Genomic DNA, 25,208 nt, shown 5'->3' with positions numbered 1-25,208 from the left:
ATGATCGATTATGCATGGCTCATACCGCTTTTCCCGCTTGTTTCGTTTTTGTTATTAATTATATTCGGGAAGAAAATTAGAGAAGGAAGCAGTGTACTTAGTATTTTCTTCGTCTTTCTCTCCTTTATATGTGCGGTACTTGTATTAATAGAAAGATTTACGACAGTACCAGTGAAGCATAAGTGGGTATGGCTTAGAGCTGGAGATATTGATATATCATTTGGCTTTGAAGTGACAGCATTAGGGGCTTTAATGTTGTTTATCGTTACACTTGTGAGTTTACTTGTACACGTGTATTCGAAAGGTTATATGAAAGGTGAGGAAAGATTACCAATCTTTTATGCCTATTTAGGACTCTTTACATTTGCGATGCTCGGGCTTGTTATATCACCGAATTTATTACAGCTTTATATATTTTGGGAGTTAGTCGGCCTTGGTTCGTTCTTACTCATCGGTTTTTATTTCTTTAAAGAAGAAGCGAAGGCTGCTGCGAAAAAAGCTTTTATTATGACACGTATTGGCGATGTCGGTTTATTTATTGGGATGATCTTAATTTTCTGGCATGCAGGTAGTTTTGAATATGACGCAATTTTTAGAGCGATTCATACGGGTGATCTGACTCCGACAATGATTACAATAACGGCGATATTAATTTTTATCGGGGCGATGGGGAAATCAGGTCAGTTCCCGCTTCATACGTGGTTACCGGATGCGATGGAAGGGCCGACGCCTGTTTCGGCACTTATTCATGCGGCGACGATGGTAGCAGCTGGCGTATATTTAGTGGCAACGATGTTTCCGCTATTTTCAGCAAGTGCGGTGGCGATGCAGACGGTAGCAATTGTTGGCGCCTTTACTGCAATCTTTGCAGCTTCCATCGGTCTTGTACAAACGGATATAAAGAGAGTACTTGCTTATTCTACAGTTAGCCAGCTCGGGTATATGATGCTTGCATTAGGATCTGCCGGTTATGTAGCTGGTGTGTTCCATTTAACGACACACGCTTTTTTTAAAGCGTTGCTATTTTTGGCGGCAGGAAGTGTCATTCATGCCGTGCATACGCAAAACATTAATAAAATGGGCGGTTTACAGAAGAAGATGAAAGTAACAGGTGCCTTATTTTTAATCGGTACTCTTGCAATTAGTGGTGTGCCACTCCTTTCCGGTTTCTTTAGTAAAGATGAAATTTTAGCGGCAGCTTGGATGAACGGCAATTATGTTTTATTCGTCTTAGCGATAATTGCAGCATTCCTAACAGCGTTCTACATGTTCCGCCTATACTTTCTTGTCTTTACTGGGGAAGCGAAGACGAAGGAAGATGTGCATGAATCGCCCCGCATCATGACGTATCCGATGATTGTCCTTGGCGTTCTTGCAGTCGTGGCAGGCTATATAAATACACCGTGGTTTGGAACGTTTCTCGGGGATTGGCTTACGAAAGATGTAGCATTTAAAGTGCGAGAGGCACACGGACCAGTTTGGATTATGATTGTTGCGACGCTCGTTTCTTTGACAGGGATTACTCTTGCATATTTCATATATGGCAAGAAATCTATTGCTAGAGATTGGGCTGGTAGCGAGGACTCGCCTCTTTATAAACTTTTGAAAGAAAAATATTATGTGGATGAACTATACAATATGACGGTGCTTCCTATTACGAAAGGAATCGCTCATGTGCTTCGCCTATTTGAAGTGTATGTAGTCGAAGGAATTGCCGTTTTAATAGGGAGTTTAGTGAAAGGGATAAGTGCAATTGGCTCTAGACTCCAAAACGGAAATGTACAAGTGTACGGGACTGTAACAGCTGTTTCACTTGCAGTACTCTTCATTATTTTGCTCTATACGGGAGGGGATTTACGATGAATGATTTGTTATTAACGTTCTTCATTTTTTCCCCGCTTTTAGGAATTCTCTTACTTACATTAACACCGAAAAAAGAATCACGTACAGTGCGAGCGCTCGGTTTATTTGGAACGGTGCTTCCATTCGGAATGGCTATCGTCCTCGCTTGTACATATGCTTCTGGAAAGAGTTTGTCTCTATTTGATGAAAAAGTGAAATGGATTAAATTTGGGGATTTTGCAGCGGTGGATAAAAGGTGGTTTTCCATTTATTACGAACTTGGTATTGATGGTTTATCGCTCGTTATGATGGTACTGACGGCCCTTCTAGCGATGCTTGCAGCAATTGCGGCATTTACGATTAAAAGGAATTTGAAAGCATTTTATATGCTGTTACTCATGTTAGAAATAGGGATGCTCGGTGTCTTCGCTGCTCAAAATTTAATGTTGTTCTTTATCTTCTTTGAAATTACATTGCCACCGATGTTTTTATTAATTGGGAAGTGGGGGAAATTGTCGAGTGAAAAGGCTGCTTATAGTTATTTAATATATAACGGTATTGGCTCCGCTATTTTGCTTATCGTTTTCTCGGTTTTATTTGCGAAAACAGGTACAACAAATATTACAGAGCTTAAAGAAATATTAACGAGTGTAGGTGCTGGTGGAGGAATGGCTGTCCCAAATAGCTTACAGTTCGGCTTGTTTCTTAGCATAATGATTGCTTTTGCGATTAAACTACCCGTTTTCCCGTTACATCGCTGGATGGTCAATGTACATATTGAAGCACATCCGGCTGTCGTTATGCTTCATGCAGGTGTTTTATTGAAGATTGGAGCATACGGTATAATCCGCTTCGGACAGGGACTATTTCCGGAATACTTTCGCGAGTTTGCAACGCTCATTGCGATTTTAGGAGTTATCAACTTATTGTACGGAGCCTTCTTAGCGCTCATTCAAACAGACTTTCGGAAGGTGCTTGCTTATTCTAGTATTTCGCATATGGGTATTGTATTAATGGGCCTTGCGGCGTTAAATGCACCAGGTACACAAGGCGCTTTATTCCAAGTTGTTTCGCACGGTTTAATTGCAGCCTTACTCTTTTTCTTACTTGGTGTTATAGAACAGCGTTTTGGAACATCAAATATTACAGCGCTTGGCGGACTTGCGAAAAGTGTACCAGTACTTAGCGGTTTCTTCTTAGCGGGAGGAATGGCATCGCTTGGATTGCCGGGAATGTCTGGATTTGTTAGCGAGTTTCTTGCCTTTCTCGGTTTATTCCAAGGGGAGCCAGTTATTGCTGCGGCCGGAGTACTTGGCATCATTTTAACTGCTGTATACGTATTAAGAGCAACCCTTCAAGTAACATTTGGTAAGAAAGAGTGGGAAGCGAAAGCTGATATACACGGATGGGAGTATGTCCCGATTTTGCTACTTATCTTCTGCATTATTGCAATTGGAGTAATGCCAGAAATACTAGGGGATCCGCTTCAAAATACATTGAAAACATTGGGGGTGAAGTAGGGTGGATATGAATACGTTACTTAGCTTATCATGGCATCTCATGGTGCCAGAATTCATCATTCTCGGAGCTGCCATCCTTCTTTCCATATGTGATTTGTTTTTTAAGCTGAACCATAGGTATGTAGCGCTTGGTGCAATCGCAGCTATCGTATTAGCGATCGTATCATTAATTACGCTATACGGTGAACCAGCGGGAGATATTTTAAATGGATCTTTTGTGTTAGATGGATTTTCAAAAGGATTTAAAACGTTGTTGTTAGGCGGGGCGGCCCTCATTTTGTGCACCGCAATGAGCGATGATAAGAAAAATCCAATTGAAGATAAGGGAGAGTATTATTACTTATTTTTAATGGCGCTTCTTGGGGCGATGTTTATGGCTTCTAGCGTTGATTTCGTTACACTTTTCGTCGGTTTAGAATTGCTTTCACTTTCTTCCTACATTTTAGTAGGAATACGAAAAAAGAACCGTGCATCAAATGAGGCGGCCATGAAATATGTCATTAATGGAGGAATTGGAACGGCAATTACACTCTTTGGAATGAGTTACTTATACGGCATTACAGGGTCAACTAATATCGTGGATATGCAAAAAGTATTTGCCGGAGAACTGGCTGGTGGTATTCAGTTATTGCTAGCTCTCGCATTCCTACTCTTACTCGTTGGGCTCTCATTCAAAATTGCTACAGTGCCGTTTCATATGTGGGCGCCTGATGTGTATGAGGGAGCGGCTACACCTGTTACTGCTTTTCTTGGAACGATTTCTAAAATGGCGGGTTTCTTACTCATTATTCGTTTGTTCCTCATGGTTTTTGCAAGTGTATCGGTGCAAGGAGACATGCAATCTTTATACGGACGTATGAGCATATACATCGCTGTGCTAGCTAGTATTACGATGATTATTGGAAATGTAGTCGCATTAAAGCAATATAACGTAAAACGCCTATTTGCTTATTCGGGAATCGCGCATGCGGGATATTTACTCGTTCCGCTTGTCGCATTATCACCATTTACGATGGATAGCATGTGGTTTTACATGCTTGCGTATATGCTTATGAATATAGGCGCGTTTGCAATTATCCACGGCTTAATCTTACAAAGCGATAAAGAAAATATCACCATTTTCACTGGATTATATAAAAGGTCGCCATTTACAGCGATTGTGATGACGATTTTTATTTTATCGCTAGCGGGGATACCAGGAACAGCTGGTTTCATTGGGAAAATTAACATCTTTTTAGGGGCTCTTCATGTAGAGCCAGCTCATTACGTACTAGCTTCTATTATGATGGGGACGACAGTCATTTCATTCGTATATTATTTCCGTATTTTACAGCAAATGTTTTTCCGTACGGGAGAAGTAGAAGAGAAAATTCGCTTGCCGCTCAACATAAAGATTGTGATGAGCTTTTGTGCAATTTCGATTGTAATACTAGGGATTGTGCCGATGATTGGATACAATTTCTTTTATGAATATTTTCCATTAATGAAAGATTTCTTCTTCTTAGGGAACGTGGTACAATAGTGAAAATAAAAGGTGTGGAGTCGTTACTCTGCGCTTTTTATTTTGTGTGAACTACAATTGAAAATACATATAGGTATACGTTTTTAAAGAGAAAAATTTCGATGTAAAATGTAAGATGCTTATTTGTATTTGAAAAAGTGTGGCTCCTACTTATTATGGTATCGTTTTTATAGTATTTCGTAAGTAGTAGCTGGGTAAAAAGGGGTCGGTTTTTTGGCACATCTTTTAGGGCAACAAGCACTGATTGCCATTGTTTCGCATTTATTGTTTATTACCATCACGTGGTGGGCCTTACAAGGTATTCACATTGAGCGTTTAATGAAGCCTGGAAAGGTGATGCAGACGAGAGTATTACTCATCTTAATTACAATTGCAATTGGGACATCTGTAAGTAACTTTTTCCTTGATTATTTAGGCTATTCAAAGAGTTTAACGTATTTAGTAAAGTAAGTGTATAGAACCTCATATCTCCGTTAACAATGGGGATAGGAGGGGATGAAATTGAAGCTTAAAGCCATTCTTATTGTTGCACTTAGTGTTGTTTTATTTTTGGTTGGGTATAGAGAGATGAAACCAATCAGTGATGAACAGAAGATGGAGGGCATGATCGCATCCTTAGAGAAAAATGATGCGAAAGTAGAGAAATGGTCATGGTTAGCAAGAGAAACAAAAACAATTTCTAATATACATACGTTTCAAAAGTTGTTAAACGATGTGAAGGATAAGGCAAATATTCAAAAGTGGGAATTAGAGCAATCTCCAGATGGATATAAAGCTACATCCTATAAAAAATTTTCTTCCTATGAAGAACGAGTAGTAGTAACTTGGAGTAAGGAAAATACTAAAGAAAACACTTTCATTATCTTTGAAGTAAGCGGGGCAAAATGGGACCCGAAGTATATTCAGAAAACGAATAAAATTTTTAGTGAAAAACCTATAATTTACACTTGTGTTCAAGGTGTACTGAATGATAAGATTGAAGGTGTTTTGCAAAATAAAACCAATCAGGTTTTGAAAGATCTTTCAGCAAGAGCGATCGAACAGATAGAAGAAAGAGCATTTGTGTCAGTCTCCGCATACAATAAAAAGTGGGATGACGCTCTTTCAACAAATAGAGAGAAAATAAATGTGCAAATAGCAATACGTTCTACAGACAACAAAGATACAATTGTGGTTGGCACACCGATCATAACTTCTGAGTATTGAGTGAATAGATACTGAAAAAAGGACACGGAGGGGAATAATTTGGAAAAGATCATCGTCCGTGGCGGAAAGCGGTTAAACGGCACAGTGCGTGTTGAGGGCGCAAAAAATGCTGTATTACCTATAATCGCTGCAGCCCTATTAGCGAGTGATGGAAAGAATGTACTATCTGAAGTACCAGTTTTGTCTGATGTATACACAATTAATGAGGTATTACGTCATTTAAATGCTGAAGTCGTATTTGAAAATAACAAAGTAACAATCGATGCTTCTAAAGAGCTAAACATTGAAGCGCCATTTGAATATGTACGTAAAATGCGTGCATCTGTTCAAGTAATGGGACCTTTATTAGCACGTAACGGTCGTGCTCGTATTGCACTTCCTGGTGGATGTGCAATTGGTTCACGTCCAATTGACCAACATTTAAAAGGCTTCGAAGCAATGGGAGCAAAAGTACAGGTTGGTAACGGTTTTGTTGAGGCATACGTTGAGGGAGAACTAAAAGGAGCTAAAATTTATTTAGACTTCCCAAGCGTGGGCGCGACAGAAAACATTATGTCTGCAGCTACATTAGCAAAAGGGACAACAATCCTTGAAAACGCAGCGAAAGAACCAGAAATCGTTGACTTAGCTAACTTCTTAAATGCGATGGGAGCGAAAGTACGCGGAGCTGGAACTGGAACGATTCGTATCGAAGGCGTTGATAAATTATATGGTGCAAACCACTCTATTATTCCTGACCGTATTGAAGCGGGAACATTCATGGTTGCAGCGGCAATTACTGGTGGAGACATCTTAATTGAAAATGCTGTACCTGAACATTTACGCTCAATTACAGCGAAAATGGAAGAAATGGGTGTTAAAATTATCGAAGAAAATGAAGGTGTACGTGTTATCGGCCCAGATAAGTTAAAAGCGGTTGATATTAAAACTATGCCTCACCCAGGTTTCCCAACAGACATGCAATCACAAATGATGGCATTATTACTACAAGCTGATGGAACAAGTATGATTACAGAAACGGTATTTGAAAACCGCTTTATGCACGTTGAAGAATTCCGTCGTATGAATGCTGATATTAAAATCGAAGGTCGTTCTGTTATTATGAACGGTCCAAACAGCTTACAAGGTGCTGAAGTAGCAGCAACTGATTTACGTGCTGCAGCTGCATTAATCTTAGCTGGTTTAGTATCAGAAGGTTACACTCGTGTAACTGAGTTAAAACATCTTGACCGTGGCTATGTAAACTTCCATAAGAAATTAGCTGCATTAGGTGCAACTATTGAACGTGTAAACGAAAAAGTAGAAGAAGTGAAAGAACAAGAAGTTTCTGATCTTCACGCTTAATTGAAATAGTCTCTATGTCTTTTGACATAGAGGCTATTTTTTTGGGCTTATTACTGTTATAGTCAAGAAATTCTATACTTATGCACGTACCAGTAAAAATATTTAGAAAATTTTTGTTTTATATGGTTCCCCTTAAGTATGTTCTAAAAGAAAGAGTTGTTCCATAAGAATGAATGGAGTAAAGCTTTTTCATATTGGGGGAAATAAGATGAAATTTTCAAAGCCACTTTTTATTACAGTAGCGCTTCTCATAGCGCTCGTTATCATTGTACCTGCTGCTCTTGTGATTCCGTTTGCGAAAGCAAAAGTAGAGGAAAAAGCAGCTTCTAAAACTCCTCCAGCGATAGAAAGTATACCAGCTCCAGGGAAAGTGGATACAGCGGTTCAAGTTGCTGTATATCGCGAGAAACAGAAAAAGGTAGAGTCATTACCTATGGAGGAGTATGTGACCGGTGTAGTAGCTTCTGAGATGAATGCCAGTTTTGAAATAGAGGCGCTAAAGGCGCAGGCATTAGCAGCGAGAACATTTGTAGTCCAGCGTATGCTAAGCGGAGGTAAGAAAAACAATGCGGACGTGACAGATACGGTGAAAGATCAAGTGTACAAAAGTAAAGAAGAATTGAAAAAACAATGGGGCAATAACTACGAAAATAATTTCAAGAAAATCGAGGAAGCTGTTTCGAAAACCGCAGGACAAGTTTTAACGTATGAGGGAAAACCAATCTCAGCATCCTTCTTCTCAACGAGTAATGGCCGGACAGAAAATGCAGCCGATTATTGGGGAAATGATTATCCGTACTTAAAGAGTGTAGATAGTCCGTGGGATCAAGCTTCTCCGAAATTTACGAGTGAGCAAACCTTTACCGTAGCTGACTTTCAAAAACGTCTCGGTGTGAAAGTGTTAGCAGACGGAAAAGTTGGCGACATTAAAGGGCGTACGGAAGGAAAACGTGTAAAAGATGTAGCATTTCAAGGGAAAACATTAACCGGAAGAGATGTGCGTGACAAATTAGATTTACGCTCTTCTGATTTCACGTGGAAACAAGAGGGAGATAAAATCGTTGTTACGACGAAGGGCTTCGGTCACGGCGTTGGCATGAGCCAATACGGCGCGAACGGCATGGCAGCAGAAGGCAAGAAATATACAGATATCGTCGCTCATTACTACAAAGGCGTTGAAATAAAGACGATGAACGATTATGAAGGTAAGTTGATGGTGAAGAAGTAGGTGTCAGGGTCTCCTGGCACCTGCTTTTTGTTTAAAATATCATAATTTTCCATTAATTGTTTGGTATAATAAGATAAAAAGTATTTGGGGGAGACAAAATGGCGTTGCTGGAGTTGAAACAATTAGGTAAGACGAACCAGTTACCGGCAGTTGAACTGAAGGTTGAGAAGGGGCAATGTGTTGTTTTGCAATGTAATAACCATACAGCTAAAGTGTTACACCGTATTATTATTGGTGAGGAAGAAGCTTCAACTGGCAATGTGCTATTTGAAGATGAAGTGATTGGAAAGAGAAATTATTCTCGCATCGGCTTTTGTTTTTTGAAAGATGAAGCATATGATCGTTTGAAGGTAAAGGAATACTTCAAGTTCTTAATAGGACTTTATGAATCAAATATGAGTACGGAAGAAGTTGTACAATATGTCGGCCTTTTAGATAAATTAAACGTTAAAATAGAAAAACTATCATTTTCAGAGAAACGTCGTCTTCATATTGGGCGAGTTATGATCCATAATCCGGATTTAGTTATTTTGGAAGAGCCGGAGCAAAATGTAGATACAGAGAGTACGATTATGATTCGAAAAGCAATTATGAAAATGAAAGAGCAAGGAAAGGCAATTTTTATTACATCATCGTTTCTATCGGACGCCCTTTCGTTAACAGAAGATGTATACATATTAAACAATGATGGTGTGAAAAAAGTAGAAATCGAACAAGAGGAAGCAGAAGAGGTCGATGAAGAAAAAGTCGTTCAAATGATTCCGCAAATGAAGTTAGAAAGAATACCAGCGAAAGTAAACGATAAAATCATTTTATTAGACCCAATGGAAATCCATTTTATTGAAACGCAAAACGGAGTAACACATATTCATGTGCGTGAAGGTGATTTCGCATGTGCATTAACATTAAGTGAACTAGAAGCGAGATTAACAGGTTTTGGTTTCTTTAGATGTCACCGCTCTTATCTTGTGAATTTACAAAGAGTACGAGAAGTAATTACTTGGACTCGTAACAGTTTCAGCTTAATTTTAGACGACGAAAGAAAAAGTTCAATTCCGCTTTCGAAAGGACGAATGGATGAGTTGAAAGGTGTAATTGGGCTATAAAAAGTACTCCAATAAGCTCAAAATACGATTCATTCACCGGTAAAAATACTCCTTTTACCGGTATTTTACTGCGTAAACCCTTTGATTTTCATATGATTGAGTCAAGAAAAGCGAAACAAACAAACGAAAAGCGCTAAAGCGACTTTCATCTATAAAAGAAAAAAACAAAGGGGATGACGAGATGACATTGGCAATTGAAATGAAAGATGTAATGAAAAGTTTCAACGAAAAAACAGCACTTCGAAATGTAAATATTGAAGTGAAGCAAGGAGAAATTTTTGGATTCCTCGGACCGAGTGGATCTGGGAAAACGACGACAGTAAAAATATTAACTTCTCAATTACTTCATAGCGTTGGAACGGTAAAAGTATTAGGGAAAGATATTACAGGGCCAAGTAGTATCGATTACAAACGAATTGGTATTTTAACAGACAACAGCGGTTTATATGAGAGACTTAGCATTTATGATAATCTACTATTATTTTGTGACTTATACGATTGCAAAAAAGAACGAATCGATGAAGTATTAGCGCAAGTAAACTTATTAGATGATAAAAAAACATTAGTAAAGAAACTATCAAAGGGAATGAAGCAGCGCGTTACATTAGCTAGAGCAATCCTTCATAAACCAGATATCCTCTTCTTAGACGAACCAACATCTGCACTTGATCCAGTTAACGTACAAAACATTCATAAAATCTTAAAGGATTTAAATAAAGAAGGAACGACGATTTTCTTAACGACTCACAATATGGACGAAGCAGAAACGCTTTGTAATCGCATTGCCTTTCTATGTGGCGGAGAAATTGTAGCGCTTGATACACCGGAGAACCTTCGCTTACAATACGCGAAAGATCAAATACAAGTCGTGTTAAAGGATAAGAAGAAAGAAACGGTACAAAAAGATGAATTAGGTGCAAAACGCATTTCAGAATGGATGAAAAAAGGAGAGCTATTATCTATCCATTCTCACGAGCCAACGCTAGGCGATATCTTTATTGAAGTTACTGGGAGGGGATTATAATGACATTTTCAATGAGACGTGTATCAGCTATTTTTAGAAAAGAAGTACAAGATTTTAAGGCAAATTCACAAGTGCTGCTAATGGCATCTTTACCAATTATATTTGCATTTATATATAGCAGGTTTGGACAAGGGAGTGCAGGGGTTGGCATTATTACTTTAATGGCCTTTCTATTCGTTGCAGGGTTTGTTCAATCAATGGTAATTGCGGAAGAGAAAGAAAAACATACGTTACGTGTGTTAATGCTATCACCAGCTTCTTCTGTTGAAGTCCTTCTTGGAAAAAGTATATTAACAACATGTTTAACGCTAGGTATTTCTATTGTAAACTTATTCATTTTAGATCAATTAAGTGGAAATTTCTTATTACTAGCATTTGTTTTCTTATGTGGAACAATTTTATTTACTTTAATTGGAACGGTGATTGGATTACTAGCTGATTCTGTCCCACAAACATCATTAATTGGAATGCCGATATTAATGACGATGTATTTAGCTGTGCAATTTGAACCAATGGTTGAAAATAAAGTCATTAAGACAATAATTAGTTATCTTCCAACATCTCATCTTGAAAAGGCAATTAAAAGCTTAGTAGAGGGCGCTGGGTTTAGTAGTATTAGTGGGCATATGATAAATGTTGGAGCTTGGCTTATTGTTTCACTTATTGCATGTTTAATCGTATATAAAAAGAAACAATTAGATTAAAAACTGAGCCAAAACGCTCAGTTTTTTCTTTTTCTATCATTTCCTCGGAAATTTTACAATTCCTATACATATTTTTACAGATTTTGTCGAAAAGTAATTAGTTATAGGTTGTATAGGATACGTGAATATTGTTCAAAATGATTGCTGAGGTGATGATGGAATGCGAGGAAGAAATAATAAAAAGTCGCAAAAGGTAGTACATTTATTTCAAAAAAGATGGGTATTTCCGGCACTATACATTGCTTGTGCAGCGGTAATCTTAATGGTTGCGCTATGGTTCCAAGGAGCTAATCCGAAGAAGACTCCGAACCAAGATCAAGCAACACCGTATACACAAACGGAAGATCCAGCAGTACCAGTAACGAAGTCTTCAGAAGTAGTGAAAATGCCAGCTCCTGCTAATGCGGAAGTAGTCGTACAGAAGAAGTTCTATGAAGATGCAGCAACTGAGGCGGAACAAGAAAAAGCACTTGTCTTTTATAACAACACATATTCCCCAAATAAAGGAATTGACATTGCTGCGAAGAATGGAAAAGAATTCAATGTTACAGCTGCTTTAAGTGGTACAGTAACGAAAGCTGAAAAAGATTCACTTCTTGGTTATGTTGTAACAGTTGATAGCGGAAATGGTGTAGCAGCTTCTTATCAAAGCTTAGGCAGTGTAAAAGTAGAAAAAGGTGCACGAGTTGTACAAGGTGAAGTATTAGGAAAATCCGGTCTAAGTGCAATGAATAAAGAAGCAGGTTCTCACGTTCACTTTGAAGTACGTAAAGACAACGTGGCTGTGAACCCTGAGCGCTACTTAAATAAATCAGTAGCAGAAATTAAAGCTGATGCAGGTGCTGCAAAGGCAACGAATGCTTCTGGTAAAAAAGCTGATGACAAATCTCAAAAAGAAGAGAAGTCAACGAGCACGACACCAGAAAGTAAAACAGAAGATAAGTCTCAAAAAGAAGAGAAATCAACAAGCGGTTCGACTAGTGACAAAAAAGAAGAACCGAAGAAAGAAGAAAAATCAACAAATGGTTCTACAGAATCATCTAATAGTTCTTCTTCACAAGAATAAGAAAGTGAAAAAATCAGTTCTCACTAGAGAGCTGATTTTTTTATTTTTATATAAAAATACTCAATTTCGAGAAAAAAGTTGCAATAACAAGGAAAAATGACGAGATTCTCGAATATATATTACAAAAGGGAGGGGATACTGTGTCATTTTTGTTTGTTCTGTCGACCGCTATTATTTTATTGTTTGTTTTATTCACTTTATATTATTACATTGCCAGTAAGAAAGAGGTTCCCCACCATCAATTGTTAGAAGAAGAGTTTGAACGAGAAGAATGACGCCTTATATAAGGTGTCATTTTTTTGTCAAAATAGTCACTGTTAACGTATTTCTCACAAAAAAACGTAATTTTTCTTAACTTAGTCCGCAAAAATAGTGAACATGTAGCATATATCAGTAGTGCGGGCAATACAATGGTATAAACCAAAGCAAAGAGAGTGTTTGAGGTGAGAAATCGTGAATCATTTCATTATAAATCCAAGAATGTTTAACGCTTACAAACAGCACTCACACTTACTTCTTAGTCGTATGCAGCGAGGCTCATTTCACCCTTCTCACATCCAATTTAGGGAGGCGAGTGGTGTGCACGATTACATCAAAGAGAGAACTATCAAGATTGGTAAGTATATCGTGGAGACAAGAAAGACAGTGCGTGTCATTGCAAAGGAATTTGGGGTATCAAAGAGTACAGTCCATAAAGATTTAACGGAACGTCTACCAGAAATTAATCCAGAGCTCGCAAATGAAGTGAAAGAAATTCTTGATTATCATAAGTCTATTCGTCATTTAAGAGGCGGAGAAGCAACAAAACAAAAGTATAGAAAAGAAGATGTAGAAAAGCCGGTACGTCAATAAATATGCGATCGCAAACATTCCGTTTCAATTCGGTAATATTTTTCAGAAAAATTCTTTTTGCGAATATTACGTTTCTGTTAAATTTATGATAAAATCAGAAATTAGGTGTAAAAGAATTCGGGTGTAACCTGATTTTGAATATCGAGGAGGAAAAAACGGGAATGTTTGCGCGAGATATCGGAATTGACCTAGGTACGGCTAACGTATTAATCCATGTTAAAGGTAAGGGTATTGTATTAAATGAGCCATCTGTTGTTGCTATTGATCGTAACACAGGTAAAGTATTAGCAGTAGGTGAAGAAGCAAGAAGTATGGTGGGACGTACGCCTGGTAATATTGTAGCCATTCGTCCACTAAAAGATGGTGTAATCGCAGATTTCGAAATTACAGAAGCGATGTTAAAGTATTTCATTAACAAATTGGACGTAAAGAGCTTCTTTTCAAAACCTCGCATTTTAATTTGTTGTCCAACAAATATCACATCAGTAGAACAAAAAGCAATTCGTGAGGCTGCTGAACGTTCAGGTGGTAAAACGGTATTTTTAGAAGAAGAACCAAAAGTAGCCGCAGTTGGTGCTGGTATGGAAATCTTCCAACCAAGCGGTAACATGGTTGTTGATATTGGTGGAGGTACAACAGATATCGCTGTACTATCTATGGGTGATATTGTTACCTCTTCCTCTATCAAAATGGCTGGCGATAAGTTTGATATGGAGATCTTAAACTACATTAAACGTAAGTATAAGCTATTAATTGGAGAACGTACTTCAGAAGATATTAAAATTAAAGTTGGTACAGTATTCCCAGGTGCACGTAGCGAAGAACTTGAAATTCGCGGACGTGACATGGTAACAGGTTTACCACGTACAATTACAGTATGCTCAGAAGAAATTACAGAAGCATTAAAAGAAAATGCGGCTGTTATTGTACAAGCTGCAAAAGGCGTACTAGAGCGCACACCACCAGAACTATCAGCGGACATCATCGACCGCGGTGTGATTCTAACAGGCGGTGGAGCTTTACTACACGGTATCGACATGCTTCTAGCAGAAGAACTAAAAGTACCAGTATTAATTGCTGAAAACCCAATGCACTGCGTTGCGGTTGGTACAGGTATTATGTTAGAGAATATCGATAGATTACCAAAGCGTGCTTTACGATAAAGTGAAAGGAACTAAGGTGTAAACCTTAGTTCTTTTTTTGTATTTTTATTTTTTTATTTCGATTTTTTGAGAAAATAGAAGAAAAATAAAGAAAAACGAAGAATATAGGTAAAATATTCATATATATGGTTAAATTTAATATTTCCGTATTTGAAAACGTTTGTAATATAATGAGTCGAATACGACATTAAGGCAAATCATGTTCAAATACATATTGCCTTTCCCTAATCTGGGCATACACTCTTTTCTACCTCCGTGTCAGTTGCAAGGATATGCAACTATTTTAAGAGAATAGAGTGTATGCATTTTTTTATAAATAGGAAGTAAAGTTTCACTTTATAATGACAAACAATAAACAAAATGGGATAATAAACAATATGTCCAAGTGGTAAGACCAATATTACAAAAGGGGCGATTGTTATATGCTAAATATAGAACAAATTAAAGAAATCATTCCTCACCGCTATCCATTTTTACTTGTTGATAAAATATTAGAAGTAGATGAAGGAAAAAGAGCGGTTGGAATTAAAAATGTATCCGCCAACGAAGAATTCTTTAACGGGCACTTTCCTGACTACGCAGTTATGCCCGGTGTACTTATTGTAGAAGCATTAGCACAAGTTGGAGCAGTTGCTGTATTAAAGAAAGAAGAAAACCGCGGAAGACTTGCTTTCTTCGCAGGTATCGACAATTGTCGTTTCAAAAAACAAGTACGTCCAGGTGATCAACTTCGTCTAGAAGTAGAAATGACGCGTGTACGTGGTCCAATCGGAAAAGGAAAAGCAATCGCAACAGTAGATGGTGAAGTTGCATGTGAAGCTGAAATTACATTTGCGATTGGTGATAAAAAAGAATAGAGAGTAATAAAAAATCCTTCTGTGAAATGCAGAAGGATTTTTTAATTCCTCTTTTTTGTTCGAAATATTAAAATGCAGATTAATCAGAATTTTTATTGTAAATGAATGGAAATTTGTATATAATGGCGCTATAAATATCTTGAAATTAAGATAAATGATAGCACGATAAAAATAGAGATATCGTTGTCACATTATAGAAGGTGTGGGATAGGACAAAGATTATTCTGATTCGCTATGATGAAGAGTAGAGGGATGTAATGGAGAAATTTAACGGTAGAAGTAAATAAAAAATTGGCGTAGCATATCGAGCATAAAAGAGAAAAAGGGGAAAATATCGTATTCTGAAAAAAGGAGACCATAACATGTTCGGAAGAAAGAAAAGAAAGCCATTAAGACAATTAATTACACATAAAGAGCCTAAATCACGCATTACGGAACAGTACCGTAATATCCGTACAAATATTGAATTTACATCTGTAGATAACCATATTCGTTCTATCATTGTTACTTCAGCAGATCCAGGTGATGGGAAAACAACGACCATTTCTAATCTAGCAGTTGTTTTTGGGCAACAAGGGAAAAAAGTATTGTTAATTGGAGCTGACCTACGTAAGCCAACATTGCAAAATTTATTCGCTGCACACAATCCAAATGGATTAACGAATTTATTATCAGGACAAGCATCATTTGTGCAATGTATTCAAAAAACAGACATAGAGAACGTATATGTTATGTCAGCAGGTCCAATCCCGCCAAACCCAGCAGAGCTACTTGGATATCGTAAAATGGATGAAGTACTTCTAGAGGCATATAAGATGTTTGATATCGTTCTGATCGATACACCACCTATATTGGCCGTTACAGATGCACAAATACTCGCTAATAAATGTGATGGAATTGTATTAGTAGCACGCAGTGAAAAAACAGAAAAAGATAAACTAATAAAAGCAAAACAAATATTAGATAAAGCATCTGGAAAACTACTTGGTGTTATATTAAACGATAAAAGAGAAGAACAAGAACAATATGGATATTATTAGAAAATAATGTATGAAATAGTATTTTTTAAAGCTAGTAATTTTTTTGCTAGCTTTTTTGAATTGTTTTGAAATTTAGTATCGTATTATATAAAAAACATGATATAATAGAATTTTTGGCAAATTGATGGAATGTGTTGTCATATTTAAGATTATTTTGTAAGATTATATATGTTTTTAAATAACAATCGTACATAGATATTACTAAAATAAAAAAATGTAAGATTATATGTTATAATTTTTGTTATGTGTAAAATTTAGAAAGTTGGAGGAACTTATGGAAGAAACAATTAGTTTGAAAGAGTTATTTCATATTTTAAAAAAACGTTTAGCAATGATCCTCGTAATCGCCTTTGGTGCAGCTATTGTAAGTGCTATCATTAGCTTCTTCTTTATGACACCAATCTATCAATCTTCGACGCAAATTCTTGTGAATCAGAAGAAGCAAGAAGGTGCAGCAATTCAGTTTAATGAAGTGCAAACAAACATTCAATTGACCAATACATATAAGGTTATTATTAAGAGTCCTGTTATTTTAGACCAAGTTAAAGAAAAATTAGGTTTAAATATAACAACGCAAGAATTAAATAAACAAATTGAAGTGACGAATGAAAAAGATTCGCAGGTTGTCTCAGTAACTACACAAGATAAAAATCCGAAGTTAGCTCGTGATATTGCAAATACAACAGCAGAAGTTTTTAAGAGTGAAGTTGCAAAGATTATGAGTGTAGATAATGTAACAGTATTATCAAAAGCAGAAATTGTGGAGAAACAATCACCAATTAAACCGAATCCAATGTTAAATGTAATAATTGCTTTCGCTTTTGGTTTAATGGCTTCAGTTGGCCTTGCATTCCTAATAGAGTACTTAGACAATACAGTAAAAAAAGAAGAAGATGTAGAGAACTTACTTGGATTACCGGTGTTAGGTATTGTAGCTCGTATGGATGAAGAAACAACAAGTGTGAAATCACATGCTCCATCATCAAGAAAAGTGAGGGGACAAACAATTGGCTCTTAATTTATTTAAAAAGAAAAAAAATCATCGCCAACGTCGTCAATTAATTGCTCATCAACAGCCGAAATCACCAATTTCAGAACAGTATCGTAATATTCGAACAAATATCGAATTTGCAGCTGTTGATACGAATTTACATTCGTTAATGGTTACGTCTGCGAACCCAAGTGAAGGGAAAACAACAACGACAGCGAATATGGCAGTTGTGTTTGCCCAACAAGGAAAGAAAGTATTATTAATTGATGCAGATATGCGTAAACCAGCGATGCATCAAATGTTTCAAGTAGATAACATTTTTGGATTAACAAATGTGTTAACGCATAGTGAGCGTTTAGAAAAATGTGTACAAACAACATCAGTTGATAATTTATACTTTTTAGCTTGTGGTCCAATCCCGCCGAATCCAGCGGAATTGTTAGGCTCAAAATCAATGCAAGAACTTCTTGCGCAAGCATACAGTATGTACGATTTAGTCATTTTTGATTTACCGCCAATTTTAGCTGTTACAGATGCGCAAATTATGGCAAATGTATGTGATGCTTCTATTCTAGTTGTTCGTAGTGAATCAACAGAAAAAGAATCAGCAGCAAAAGCAAAGGGTTTATTAGAATCAGCAAAAGGTAAATTGTTAGGCGTTGTTCTGAATGATCGTGAACGTGAACAGGGCTTATATTATTACTACGGTGCAAATTAATTGAAAGAGTGAGATATGGGAAGAACATATCTCCTTTTTCCCTTGAATATGAGAAATCTCATATTCAAGGGAAAAAAGATTTATATGAGAGAGGGAGGATGAAACAAATGATAGATTTACACTGTCACATTTTACCTGGTATCGATGACGGTGCACAGACAGTAACAGATAGTTTAGTAATGGCACAAAAGGCAATAGAGGAAGGTATTCATACAATTGTCGCAACACCACACCATCAAAATGGAAAATATATAAATGAACGTACCTCAATTATTCATCAAGTAAAACAACTAAATGATGAACTACAACAACATAATATTCCACTTACCATTTTACCGGGGCAAGAGGTCAGGTTATATGGTGACATATTAGAAGACTATGAAGCTGATAAAATCGTTACTTTAAATGAAACAAACAAATACATATTTATTGAATTTCCATCTAATCATGTACCTCGTTATGCAGAACAATTATTTTATGAATTACGTGTAAAAGGAATGATTCCAATTATCGTTCATCCGGAACGTAATGCCGAGTTAATCGAGCGGCCAGATAAGTTATATAATCTTGTAAATAAAGGCGCATTAACACAAGTAACGGCATGTTGTTTACTAGGTAAGTTTGGTAAAAAAATCAAAAAGTTTTCACTACAACTTGTCGAACATAACTTAACCCATATGATCGCATCAGATGCACATAATACAACGTCAAGAGGATTTCATTTAGCAGAAAGTTATGAACTAATAGAGAAAGAATTCGGCGCAAGTGTTATGTATGATTTAAGAGAGAATCCGTATTTAATAATTAGCGGGAAAGCAATTTATAAAGAAGATCCAGAACAAATCCGTCGTAAAAAATTGTTCGGTATTTTTTAAATAAAGAACTGGTGATGTCTCCTAACCGTTATCAACGGAGGCACTCGGTCGTGCTGTGGGTAGAAATTTTTATTTCGAACCTACCTTAGACGCTTGTCGTCGGGAGTATGACGTGAGGATGGGTTAGATGCCCATAATTTATTTGTAATAGAAACTCTACCTATGGAGTTATAAACATGACTTTATAGGTAGGGTTTTTGTTATTGTTACATACAAATAAAACGATATTGGGGGTCTACAATTGAAAAAAGTAAGAAAAGCGATTATTCCAGCGGCTGGTCTTGGGACGAGGTTTTTACCAGCAACGAAAGCAATGCCAAAAGAAATGTTACCTATCGTCGATAAACCAACGATTCAATACATAATAGAAGAAGCGATAGAATCAGGAATTGAAGATATTATTATTGTTACTGGAAAAGGAAAGCGTGCAATTGAAGATCATTTTGATCATTCTTTTGAGTTAGAACAAAACCTTTTAGAAAAAGGAAAGTATGAAATGCTTGAAAAGGTACAAGCTTCTTCAAGAATTAACATTCATTACATAAGACAAAAGGAACCAAAAGGGCTCGGGCACGCAGTATGGTGTGCACGTAAGTTTATTGGAAATGAACCATTTGCGGTATTACTTGGTGATGATATTGTACAAGCAGAGACACCATGTTTACGACAACTAATGGATCAATATGAAGGAACACAATCATCTGTAATTGGTGTACAAACGGTGCCTGAAAATGAAACACATCGTTACGGTATTATCGATCCAGTTGAACAAAATGAACGTCGTTATCAAGTGCGCCAGTTTGTTGAAAAGCCAGTAGAAGGTACTGCACCGTCTAATTTAGCAATTATGGGACGCTATGTATTAACACCAGAAATCTTTATGTTCTTGGAAGATCAACAAACAGGTGCTGGTGGGGAAATTCAGTTAACAGATGCAATTCAAAGGTTAAATGAAATTCAACGTGTATTTGCTTATGATTTTGAAGGTACTCGTTATGATGTTGGTGAGAAGTTTGGCTTTATTAAGACAACGATTGAAATGGCACTTCAGAATGAAGATTTGAAAGATGAATTAATGAAATATATGAGTGGGCTTGTTGAAAAAGAAAATATACATATATAAAAGTGGGGTGGAAGGGTTTTGACCTTGGTAAAATTATCTGATGGGGATGTCACAGAGGTAAATGAGAAAAAAATAGATTGGGAAGCGGTAAATGCTCGTAAAGGGTATTTGTTTGCTAAGCGTTGCATGGATTTTATAGGAGCTTTATGTGGATTGATATTATTATCACCACTCTTTTTAATTATAGCGTTAATTATTAAATATGAGGATCCAAATGGAACAGTACTTTTTAAGCAAATTCGTGTAGGTAAAGATGGAAAAGAGTTTCATATGTATAAATTTCGCTCTATGGTTGCAGATGCGGAAGAAAGGCTTAAAGATTTACTGCAATATAATGAAGTGAACGGTGCTATGTTTAAAATGAAAGAAGATCCGAGGATCACAAAAATTGGAAAGTTTATTAGGAAAACAAGCCTAGACGAACTACCTCAGCTAATTAATGTTTTAAAAGGTGAAATGAGTCTTGTAGGACCAAGGCCGCCTTTACCACGGGAGGTAAAGGAATATACAACATATGATAAGCAAAGATTGCTAGTAATTCCAGGATGTACGGGGCTATGGCAAGTAAGTGGTAGAAATAACCTTGGATTTAAAGAGATGGTTCAATTAGATTTACAATATATAAAAAAAAGGTCGATCCTATTTGATATTATTATTATTTTCAAGACAGTGAAAGAAGTATTTTGTAGTAAAGAAGCATATTAATAAATATTTTATTCATTATAGAAGAGATTTTCAATATAAAACTTATATGTAATCGTAAATAATGATAATGGATAAAAAATTAAAATGATAATCCAGAGGTGTAGAATGATAGATGTGATTATACCTATATATAATGGGTACGAAGAAACAAGAGAATGCATTGAAGCGTTATTGAAATCTAATAATAAGATAGCGCATCGATTTGTTTTTATAAATGATAAGTCACCAAATGAGGATATTTTGAAATTATTAAATAGTATTGATGATGGCCGTGTTACGCTTTTAAATAATGAGGAAAACTTAGGGTTTGTTAAAACAGTTAATAGAGGAATGAGTGCATCGGAGAATGATGTGATTCTCCTAAATTCGGATACTGTTGTTACAGAAAATTGGATTGATAAAATGTATAAGGCCGCTTATTCTAATGAAAAAGTTGGTACAGTGACGGCATTAACTAATAATGGCACGATTGCTTCAGTTCCGTATTTTAATCAAGACAACGAACTGCCCAAAGGATATACAATAGAAGGATTTGCAAATTTGGTGGAGAGGGTCTCGGAAAGGGCTTATCCAACTATACCTACAGCTGTGGGGCATGCGATGTACATTAAAAGAAGCATGATTAATGAGATTGGTTTTTTTGATGAGGATTCTTTTGGAATGGGATATGGGGAAGAAATGGATTTTTCTTGTCGTTTAATTAGAAAAGGGTACAAAAATATTTTAGCAGACGATACATTCATCTTTCATTACGGAAGTACTTCATTTAAAGATGAAAAAGCACAACTGATTTTTGAAAATAAGAAGAAGCTCTTAAAAAATCATTGGTGGTACCCAATTAATGTGAGGGTCTTTTTGTATTTTAATAAAAAAGTGAAAAATATATGTAAGAGGATTCAAAAAGAAATGTAGAGGTTTGAAATGAACAAATTAAAAAAAATAGACACATTAATAATAGTTGGGCTAATTATTACGACTTTTTTTGCGAGATATTTTAAGGTTCTTTATCCAGAATGGTATAGAATTGATTTCTTGATTATGATTTATCTGTGCATGAGATTATTGAAGTTTAAATTTAAATTAAAGTTAAGTATTGTGTTGTCTTTCTATTTTTTAGTCTTGATTGTTTGTATTAATATTATGAAATTTGGGATAGGGGCAGTAGCAATAGATAACTTGCTAATGACTTTTATGCCATTAACAATAATTTTTTATGCAATATATTTAAAAACAGTTTATGGATATGAAGTACTTCACGCAGAAGCATTTCGGTTTACTAAGTTTTTAAATATCTATTTTTTATTTAATTCTAGCATTATCGTTGTACAGTATCTTACTGGAAGTTTTATGATGGTACAATTTTTTAAAATTAATCCGTTAATTGAAGATCATATGACAGGTTTTATTGGAATGAGTGGGGGCAATATCTTAAATTTTTTATGGATTGCGACGCTCCTCTTTAATCTTTATTTTTACTTTGATAAAAAATCTGTAAAAAGACTAATTATAATTTTAGTAGAAATGATAACTATGATGGGGCTTTCTGTTGTAAATGAAAATAAAATGTTTTTTGTAACAGTAATTATATATTTACTGTTATTCTTCTTTATTCAATTAGTAAGAGTAGGGATAGGCGCGAAACATTTTAGGCGATTTTTTCAGGTGGTCTGTTTCTCAATTTTAGGATTTTTTATTTTGTATATTTTAAATGAAAATATAGCAAACGAAATAAATAATGTTTTTAATTTATTAAAAGATTTTATATCTAACGATATTCCCGATCATCATAATGAGAGAGCGTATTTAAATTACTTGGCATTTGAGGTATATAATGCAGCAACCTCCGGTATAGGATTAAATAGTATTGATTTAAATAACCAGTCAATTCATCAACATTTAGGGATTAGTAGTTCATCGTTTATTATGATGCAAGGCGGTCTAGTGTATTTCTTTGCTATAGTTAATTTTTATACATTGATTATATTAGATTTAATTTCTATAAATAAGCGGGTTACAAAATTTGTCATGTATATAATTGTTTTTGTAACAATGCTAATTGTTTCGTACGCTACACAACCATTTAGAGATCATTATGTTGTTGCTATGTTAGTTTTTATTTATTTTACTTGTTATTTATCTTTTGCAAGAATTAAAGAGGTGAAGAATTGATTTATTCAGGGGTAGTGGTTTTATACAATCCAGATGTCGAAAACCTTGTAGAAAATATAAAAACTTTTTATGGACAGCTTGATTATTTATTTTTAGTAGATAACTCTGAAAAGCCCAGCCAATCGTTAATCTCTTTTTGTGAAGAGCAAAAATCAGATTGTAATATTCAATATATATTTCAAAATGGGAACTTTGGAATTGCTCATGCTTTAAATCAAGGAATTAAATTGGCAAAAAAGTATAATTCTGATTGGCTATTAACAATGGATCAGGATAGTTTATTTCAAGGAGATAGTTTTAAAGAATATATAAATTATATTGGGGAATTTGAGGATAAGAAATCAGATGTAGCACTTTTTACACCTTATCATAAGACAAAGTTCGATTTGTTGCATAAAGATGAGGATTTCGAGTACAAGAAAGCGGTTATGACTTCGGGAAACTTTCTCAAACTATCTGTTATAGAGTCAGTAGGTGTTTTTAGGGAGGATTATTTTATTGATAACGTTGATCACGAGTTTTGTTTGAGACTTCGAAAACATGGATATAAAATTGTTCAAATAAATAAGATTTATCTAATACATGAATTAGGTAATATAACGCCTAAAAAATTTTTAAAGCAGATAGTATATCCAACAAATCATAGTTATATTCGTAGATATTACATTTCAAGAAACCGCTTAAGGATGGTCAAAGATTATATTGACTTTGATAAAAAATATTGCTTTTTAGAGTTAAAAGCTTTTATAAAAGAAACCTTTTTTATCATTCTATTTGAAAGAAATAAAATTTCGAAATTAAAGAGCACTTTATGGGGAATACGAGATTTTATTTTTAACAATATGGGAGAGAATAAAAGGCTTAAGGAGAATAGAAAATGAAGGTAGCTGTAATTGGGTTAGGATATGTAGGTATTTCTTTAGCAGGATATTTTTCAGAGAAGCATCATATTATTGGATTTGATGTGAATAAAGAAAAAGTTGAAGAATATAAATTAGGCATTGATAGAACTGAAGAAATTGGAAAAAGGGTTAATCAATTAGGAATTGACTTTACAACTAAAATTGAAGATATACAAGAAGCAGATATTATTTTGGTAACTGTACCAACACCAACAGTAGCTGGAACAATTGATGCATCTTATGTTAAAAAAGCATCTGAAATGATAGCACCTTATATGAAACAAGGAGCTATAGTTGTATATGAAAGTACGGTATATCCATTCTTCACACGTGAAGAGTGCATTCCAATTCTAGAGAAATATAGTGGGAAAGAATGCGGAGTAGACTTTTCTGTTGGCTACTCTCCAGAGCGTGTCAATCCAGGGGATAAAAAAAATACAATCAAGAATATTACAAAAGTTGTCGCTGGCTATGATGAAGAAACAACGTATAAGTTAGGGGAATTTTACAGAAGTGTTATTGAAAAAGTTTATCCCGTGGATACATTAGAAGCAGCAGAGGCTTGTAAAGTTTTGGAAAACTCGCAGCGTGATTTGAATATAGCATTAATTAATCAGTTTGCAATGTTATACCCAGAAATTGATACGAATGCGGTTGTAAAAGCTATGAATACAAAATGGAATGCATTAGGCTTTACAAGTGGATTAGTTGGTGGACATTGCATTGCTGAAGATCCTCAATATTTAATTCATAAAACACGTAGTAGAGGGAATAAATTCACATTATTAGAAGAAGCACGTTATATTAATGAAGAAGTACCGCGCCATATTGTTGTTAAAACAATGGAATTGTTAAATAAGAGTGGGAAGGCCCTATCAACTTCAAAAATTTTAGTCAAAGGGATTACGTTTAAGGAGAATTGCCCAGATGTTCGTAATAGTAAAACTGTTACCATTGTTGAAGCCTTGAAGAAAAGTGGTGCAGAGGTCATTGTTGTTGATCCGATAGTGGATAACAAAGACTTAAAGCAGTATTACGGATTTGAAGCGCTAAAGGAATATAATGATGATGTAGATGTAATTATTTACGCTGTGGCACATGAAATTTTTAAAGAAGATGAAATCGATATTAATCAAAATATCATAGACGTCAAAGGGATATGGCAAGAATATAATATAAAAAACTATTATGCATTATAATATAATTTTTTATGGCAGTAAGCGAAAGTCTATATGGTTTATAAAATCATTA

General features: G+C 35.5%; 25 protein-coding genes. All 25 read left to right on the top strand.

Going from position 1 to position 25,208, the window contains the following annotated elements; translation table 11 throughout:
• The 25 genes from nuoL (at position 1) to ACTT1L_RS12875 (ending at position 25,156) form a co-directional block, all read left to right on the top strand.
• On the top strand, positions 1-1,863 hold the full coding sequence (gene nuoL / locus ACTT1L_RS12995; RefSeq protein WP_442821940.1) for an NADH-quinone oxidoreductase subunit L: 1,863 nt from the start codon (positions 1-3) through the stop codon (positions 1,861-1,863).
• Positions 1,860-3,362, top strand: coding sequence for an NADH-quinone oxidoreductase subunit M (locus ACTT1L_RS12990; protein ID WP_061185231.1), 1,503 nt, complete (start codon positions 1,860-1,862; stop codon positions 3,360-3,362). The genes nuoL and ACTT1L_RS12990 overlap by 4 nt, the downstream gene beginning before the upstream one ends.
• A 7-nt stretch (positions 3,363-3,369) precedes the next feature.
• Positions 3,370-4,884, top strand: coding sequence for an NADH-quinone oxidoreductase subunit NuoN (nuoN, locus tag ACTT1L_RS12985; protein ID WP_442821968.1), 1,515 nt, complete (start codon positions 3,370-3,372; stop codon positions 4,882-4,884).
• A 213-nt stretch (positions 4,885-5,097) separates the two neighbouring features.
• Entirely contained in the window at positions 5,098-5,334 is a 237-nt protein-coding gene (locus ACTT1L_RS12980; protein WP_000940742.1) for a DUF1146 family protein, read from the top strand.
• 51 nt (positions 5,335-5,385) lie between these two features.
• Positions 5,386-6,090 carry a YwmB family TATA-box binding protein gene (locus ACTT1L_RS12975; RefSeq protein ID WP_442821939.1) on the top strand — a complete coding sequence of 235 codons (705 nt, stop codon included), beginning with the start codon at positions 5,386-5,388 and terminating at the stop codon, positions 6,088-6,090.
• Between the two features lie 39 nt (positions 6,091-6,129).
• Positions 6,130-7,434: a UDP-N-acetylglucosamine 1-carboxyvinyltransferase gene (gene murA, locus ACTT1L_RS12970; RefSeq protein ID WP_000411259.1), complete on the top strand. Its 1,305-nt coding sequence runs from the start codon at positions 6,130-6,132 to the stop codon at positions 7,432-7,434.
• A gap of 208 nt (positions 7,435-7,642) precedes the next feature.
• Entirely contained in the window at positions 7,643-8,662 is a 1,020-nt protein-coding gene (gene spoIID, locus ACTT1L_RS12965; protein ID WP_442821938.1) for a stage II sporulation protein D, read from the top strand.
• A gap of 98 nt (positions 8,663-8,760) precedes the next feature.
• The gene (locus ACTT1L_RS12960; RefSeq protein ID WP_442821937.1) at positions 8,761-9,768 is read left to right on the top strand and encodes a LytTR family transcriptional regulator DNA-binding domain-containing protein; all 1,008 of its coding nucleotides are present in this window, start codon (positions 8,761-8,763) and stop codon (positions 9,766-9,768) included.
• Positions 9,769-9,949: 181 nt separating this feature from the next.
• The gene (locus tag ACTT1L_RS12955) at positions 9,950-10,792 is read left to right on the top strand and encodes an ABC transporter ATP-binding protein (protein ID WP_139896262.1); all 843 of its coding nucleotides are present in this window, start codon (positions 9,950-9,952) and stop codon (positions 10,790-10,792) included.
• A complete protein-coding gene (locus ACTT1L_RS12950; RefSeq protein ID WP_061157825.1) occupies positions 10,792-11,496 on the top strand; it encodes an ABC transporter permease in 705 nt (234 codons plus the stop codon). The genes ACTT1L_RS12955 and ACTT1L_RS12950 overlap by 1 nt, the downstream gene beginning before the upstream one ends.
• Positions 11,497-11,656: 160 nt before the next feature.
• The gene (locus tag ACTT1L_RS12945) at positions 11,657-12,562 is read left to right on the top strand and encodes a M23 family metallopeptidase (protein ID WP_001214945.1); all 906 of its coding nucleotides are present in this window, start codon (positions 11,657-11,659) and stop codon (positions 12,560-12,562) included.
• Between the two features lie 140 nt (positions 12,563-12,702).
• A complete protein-coding gene (locus ACTT1L_RS12940) occupies positions 12,703-12,837 on the top strand; it encodes a hypothetical protein (protein ID WP_000008905.1) in 135 nt (44 codons plus the stop codon).
• A gap of 304 nt (positions 12,838-13,141) precedes the next feature.
• Entirely contained in the window at positions 13,142-13,414 is a 273-nt protein-coding gene (gene spoIIID / locus ACTT1L_RS12935; protein WP_000544012.1) for a sporulation transcriptional regulator SpoIIID, read from the top strand.
• Positions 13,415-13,575: 161 nt separating this feature from the next.
• Entirely contained in the window at positions 13,576-14,577 is a 1,002-nt protein-coding gene (locus tag ACTT1L_RS12930; RefSeq protein WP_000457987.1) for a rod shape-determining protein, read from the top strand.
• Between the two features lie 422 nt (positions 14,578-14,999).
• Positions 15,000-15,434 (top strand): 3-hydroxyacyl-ACP dehydratase FabZ, encoded by a 435-nt coding sequence (gene fabZ, locus ACTT1L_RS12925; protein ID WP_000931959.1) that lies wholly within the window; start codon positions 15,000-15,002, stop codon positions 15,432-15,434.
• A gap of 362 nt (positions 15,435-15,796) precedes the next feature.
• Positions 15,797-16,474, top strand: coding sequence for a CpsD/CapB family tyrosine-protein kinase (locus tag ACTT1L_RS12920; protein ID WP_061157826.1), 678 nt, complete (start codon positions 15,797-15,799; stop codon positions 16,472-16,474).
• Positions 16,475-16,748: 274 nt separating this feature from the next.
• Positions 16,749-17,492, top strand: coding sequence for a YveK family protein (locus tag ACTT1L_RS12915; RefSeq protein WP_061131861.1), 744 nt, complete (start codon positions 16,749-16,751; stop codon positions 17,490-17,492).
• Positions 17,482-18,183, top strand: coding sequence for a CpsD/CapB family tyrosine-protein kinase (locus ACTT1L_RS12910; RefSeq protein WP_061131860.1), 702 nt, complete (start codon positions 17,482-17,484; stop codon positions 18,181-18,183). Before ACTT1L_RS12915 ends, ACTT1L_RS12910 begins: the two co-directional genes overlap by 11 nt.
• 107 nt (positions 18,184-18,290) lie before the next feature.
• Entirely contained in the window at positions 18,291-19,058 is a 768-nt protein-coding gene (locus ACTT1L_RS12905) for a tyrosine-protein phosphatase (protein ID WP_061131959.1), read from the top strand.
• A 241-nt stretch (positions 19,059-19,299) separates the two neighbouring features.
• Entirely contained in the window at positions 19,300-20,181 is an 882-nt protein-coding gene (gene galU, locus ACTT1L_RS12900; protein ID WP_061131859.1) for a UTP--glucose-1-phosphate uridylyltransferase GalU, read from the top strand.
• An 18-nt stretch (positions 20,182-20,199) separates the two neighbouring features.
• Positions 20,200-20,886, top strand: a complete 687-nt coding sequence (locus ACTT1L_RS12895) for a sugar transferase (protein ID WP_061131858.1) — start codon at positions 20,200-20,202, stop codon at positions 20,884-20,886.
• Between the two features lie 105 nt (positions 20,887-20,991).
• Positions 20,992-21,798: a glycosyltransferase family 2 protein gene (locus ACTT1L_RS12890; protein WP_061131857.1), complete on the top strand. Its 807-nt coding sequence runs from the start codon at positions 20,992-20,994 to the stop codon at positions 21,796-21,798.
• Between the two features lie 9 nt (positions 21,799-21,807).
• A complete protein-coding gene (locus ACTT1L_RS12885) occupies positions 21,808-23,055 on the top strand; it encodes a hypothetical protein (protein ID WP_061131856.1) in 1,248 nt (415 codons plus the stop codon).
• Complete coding sequence (locus ACTT1L_RS12880) at positions 23,052-23,936, top strand: glycosyltransferase family 2 protein (protein ID WP_061131855.1); 885 nt, start codon at positions 23,052-23,054, stop codon at positions 23,934-23,936. Before ACTT1L_RS12885 ends, ACTT1L_RS12880 begins: the two co-directional genes overlap by 4 nt.
• Positions 23,933-25,156 carry a nucleotide sugar dehydrogenase gene (locus ACTT1L_RS12875; protein WP_061131854.1) on the top strand — a complete coding sequence of 408 codons (1,224 nt, stop codon included), beginning with the start codon at positions 23,933-23,935 and terminating at the stop codon, positions 25,154-25,156. The genes ACTT1L_RS12880 and ACTT1L_RS12875 overlap by 4 nt, the downstream gene beginning before the upstream one ends.
• Positions 25,157-25,208: the final 52 nt, after the last annotated feature.

Origin of the sequence: Bacillus sp. FH (assembly GCF_052216825.1) — a bacterium.
In the GTDB taxonomy this organism is placed as follows: Bacteria; Bacillota; Bacilli; order Bacillales; family Bacillaceae_G; genus Bacillus_A; species Bacillus_A paranthracis.
This window is presented reverse-complemented; position numbering and strand designations above follow the sequence as displayed.

Excerpts from the sequence above, each read along its gene's own strand:
- nuoL (WP_442821940.1), top strand. The coding sequence starts at position 1 with ATGATCGATTATGCATGGCTCATACCGCTTTTCCCGCTTGTTTCGTTT.
- ACTT1L_RS12990 (WP_061185231.1), top strand. The coding sequence starts at position 1,860 with ATGAATGATTTGTTATTAACGTTCTTCATTTTTTCCCCGCTTTTAGGA.
- nuoN (WP_442821968.1), top strand. The coding sequence starts at position 3,370 with ATGAATACGTTACTTAGCTTATCATGGCATCTCATGGTGCCAGAATTC.
- spoIID (WP_442821938.1), top strand. The coding sequence starts at position 7,643 with ATGAAATTTTCAAAGCCACTTTTTATTACAGTAGCGCTTCTCATAGCG.
- ACTT1L_RS12960 (WP_442821937.1), top strand. The coding sequence starts at position 8,761 with ATGGCGTTGCTGGAGTTGAAACAATTAGGTAAGACGAACCAGTTACCG.
- ACTT1L_RS12955 (WP_139896262.1), top strand. The coding sequence starts at position 9,950 with ATGACATTGGCAATTGAAATGAAAGATGTAATGAAAAGTTTCAACGAA.
- ACTT1L_RS12950 (WP_061157825.1), top strand. The coding sequence starts at position 10,792 with ATGACATTTTCAATGAGACGTGTATCAGCTATTTTTAGAAAAGAAGTA.
- ACTT1L_RS12945 (WP_001214945.1), top strand. The coding sequence starts at position 11,657 with ATGCGAGGAAGAAATAATAAAAAGTCGCAAAAGGTAGTACATTTATTT.
- ACTT1L_RS12930 (WP_000457987.1), top strand. The coding sequence starts at position 13,576 with ATGTTTGCGCGAGATATCGGAATTGACCTAGGTACGGCTAACGTATTA.
- fabZ (WP_000931959.1), top strand. The coding sequence starts at position 15,000 with ATGCTAAATATAGAACAAATTAAAGAAATCATTCCTCACCGCTATCCA.
- ACTT1L_RS12920 (WP_061157826.1), top strand. The coding sequence starts at position 15,797 with ATGTTCGGAAGAAAGAAAAGAAAGCCATTAAGACAATTAATTACACAT.
- ACTT1L_RS12915 (WP_061131861.1), top strand. The coding sequence starts at position 16,749 with ATGGAAGAAACAATTAGTTTGAAAGAGTTATTTCATATTTTAAAAAAA.
- ACTT1L_RS12905 (WP_061131959.1), top strand. The coding sequence starts at position 18,291 with ATGATAGATTTACACTGTCACATTTTACCTGGTATCGATGACGGTGCA.
- ACTT1L_RS12890 (WP_061131857.1), top strand. The coding sequence starts at position 20,992 with ATGATAGATGTGATTATACCTATATATAATGGGTACGAAGAAACAAGA.
- ACTT1L_RS12885 (WP_061131856.1), top strand. The coding sequence starts at position 21,808 with ATGAACAAATTAAAAAAAATAGACACATTAATAATAGTTGGGCTAATT.
- ACTT1L_RS12875 (WP_061131854.1), top strand. The coding sequence starts at position 23,933 with ATGAAGGTAGCTGTAATTGGGTTAGGATATGTAGGTATTTCTTTAGCA.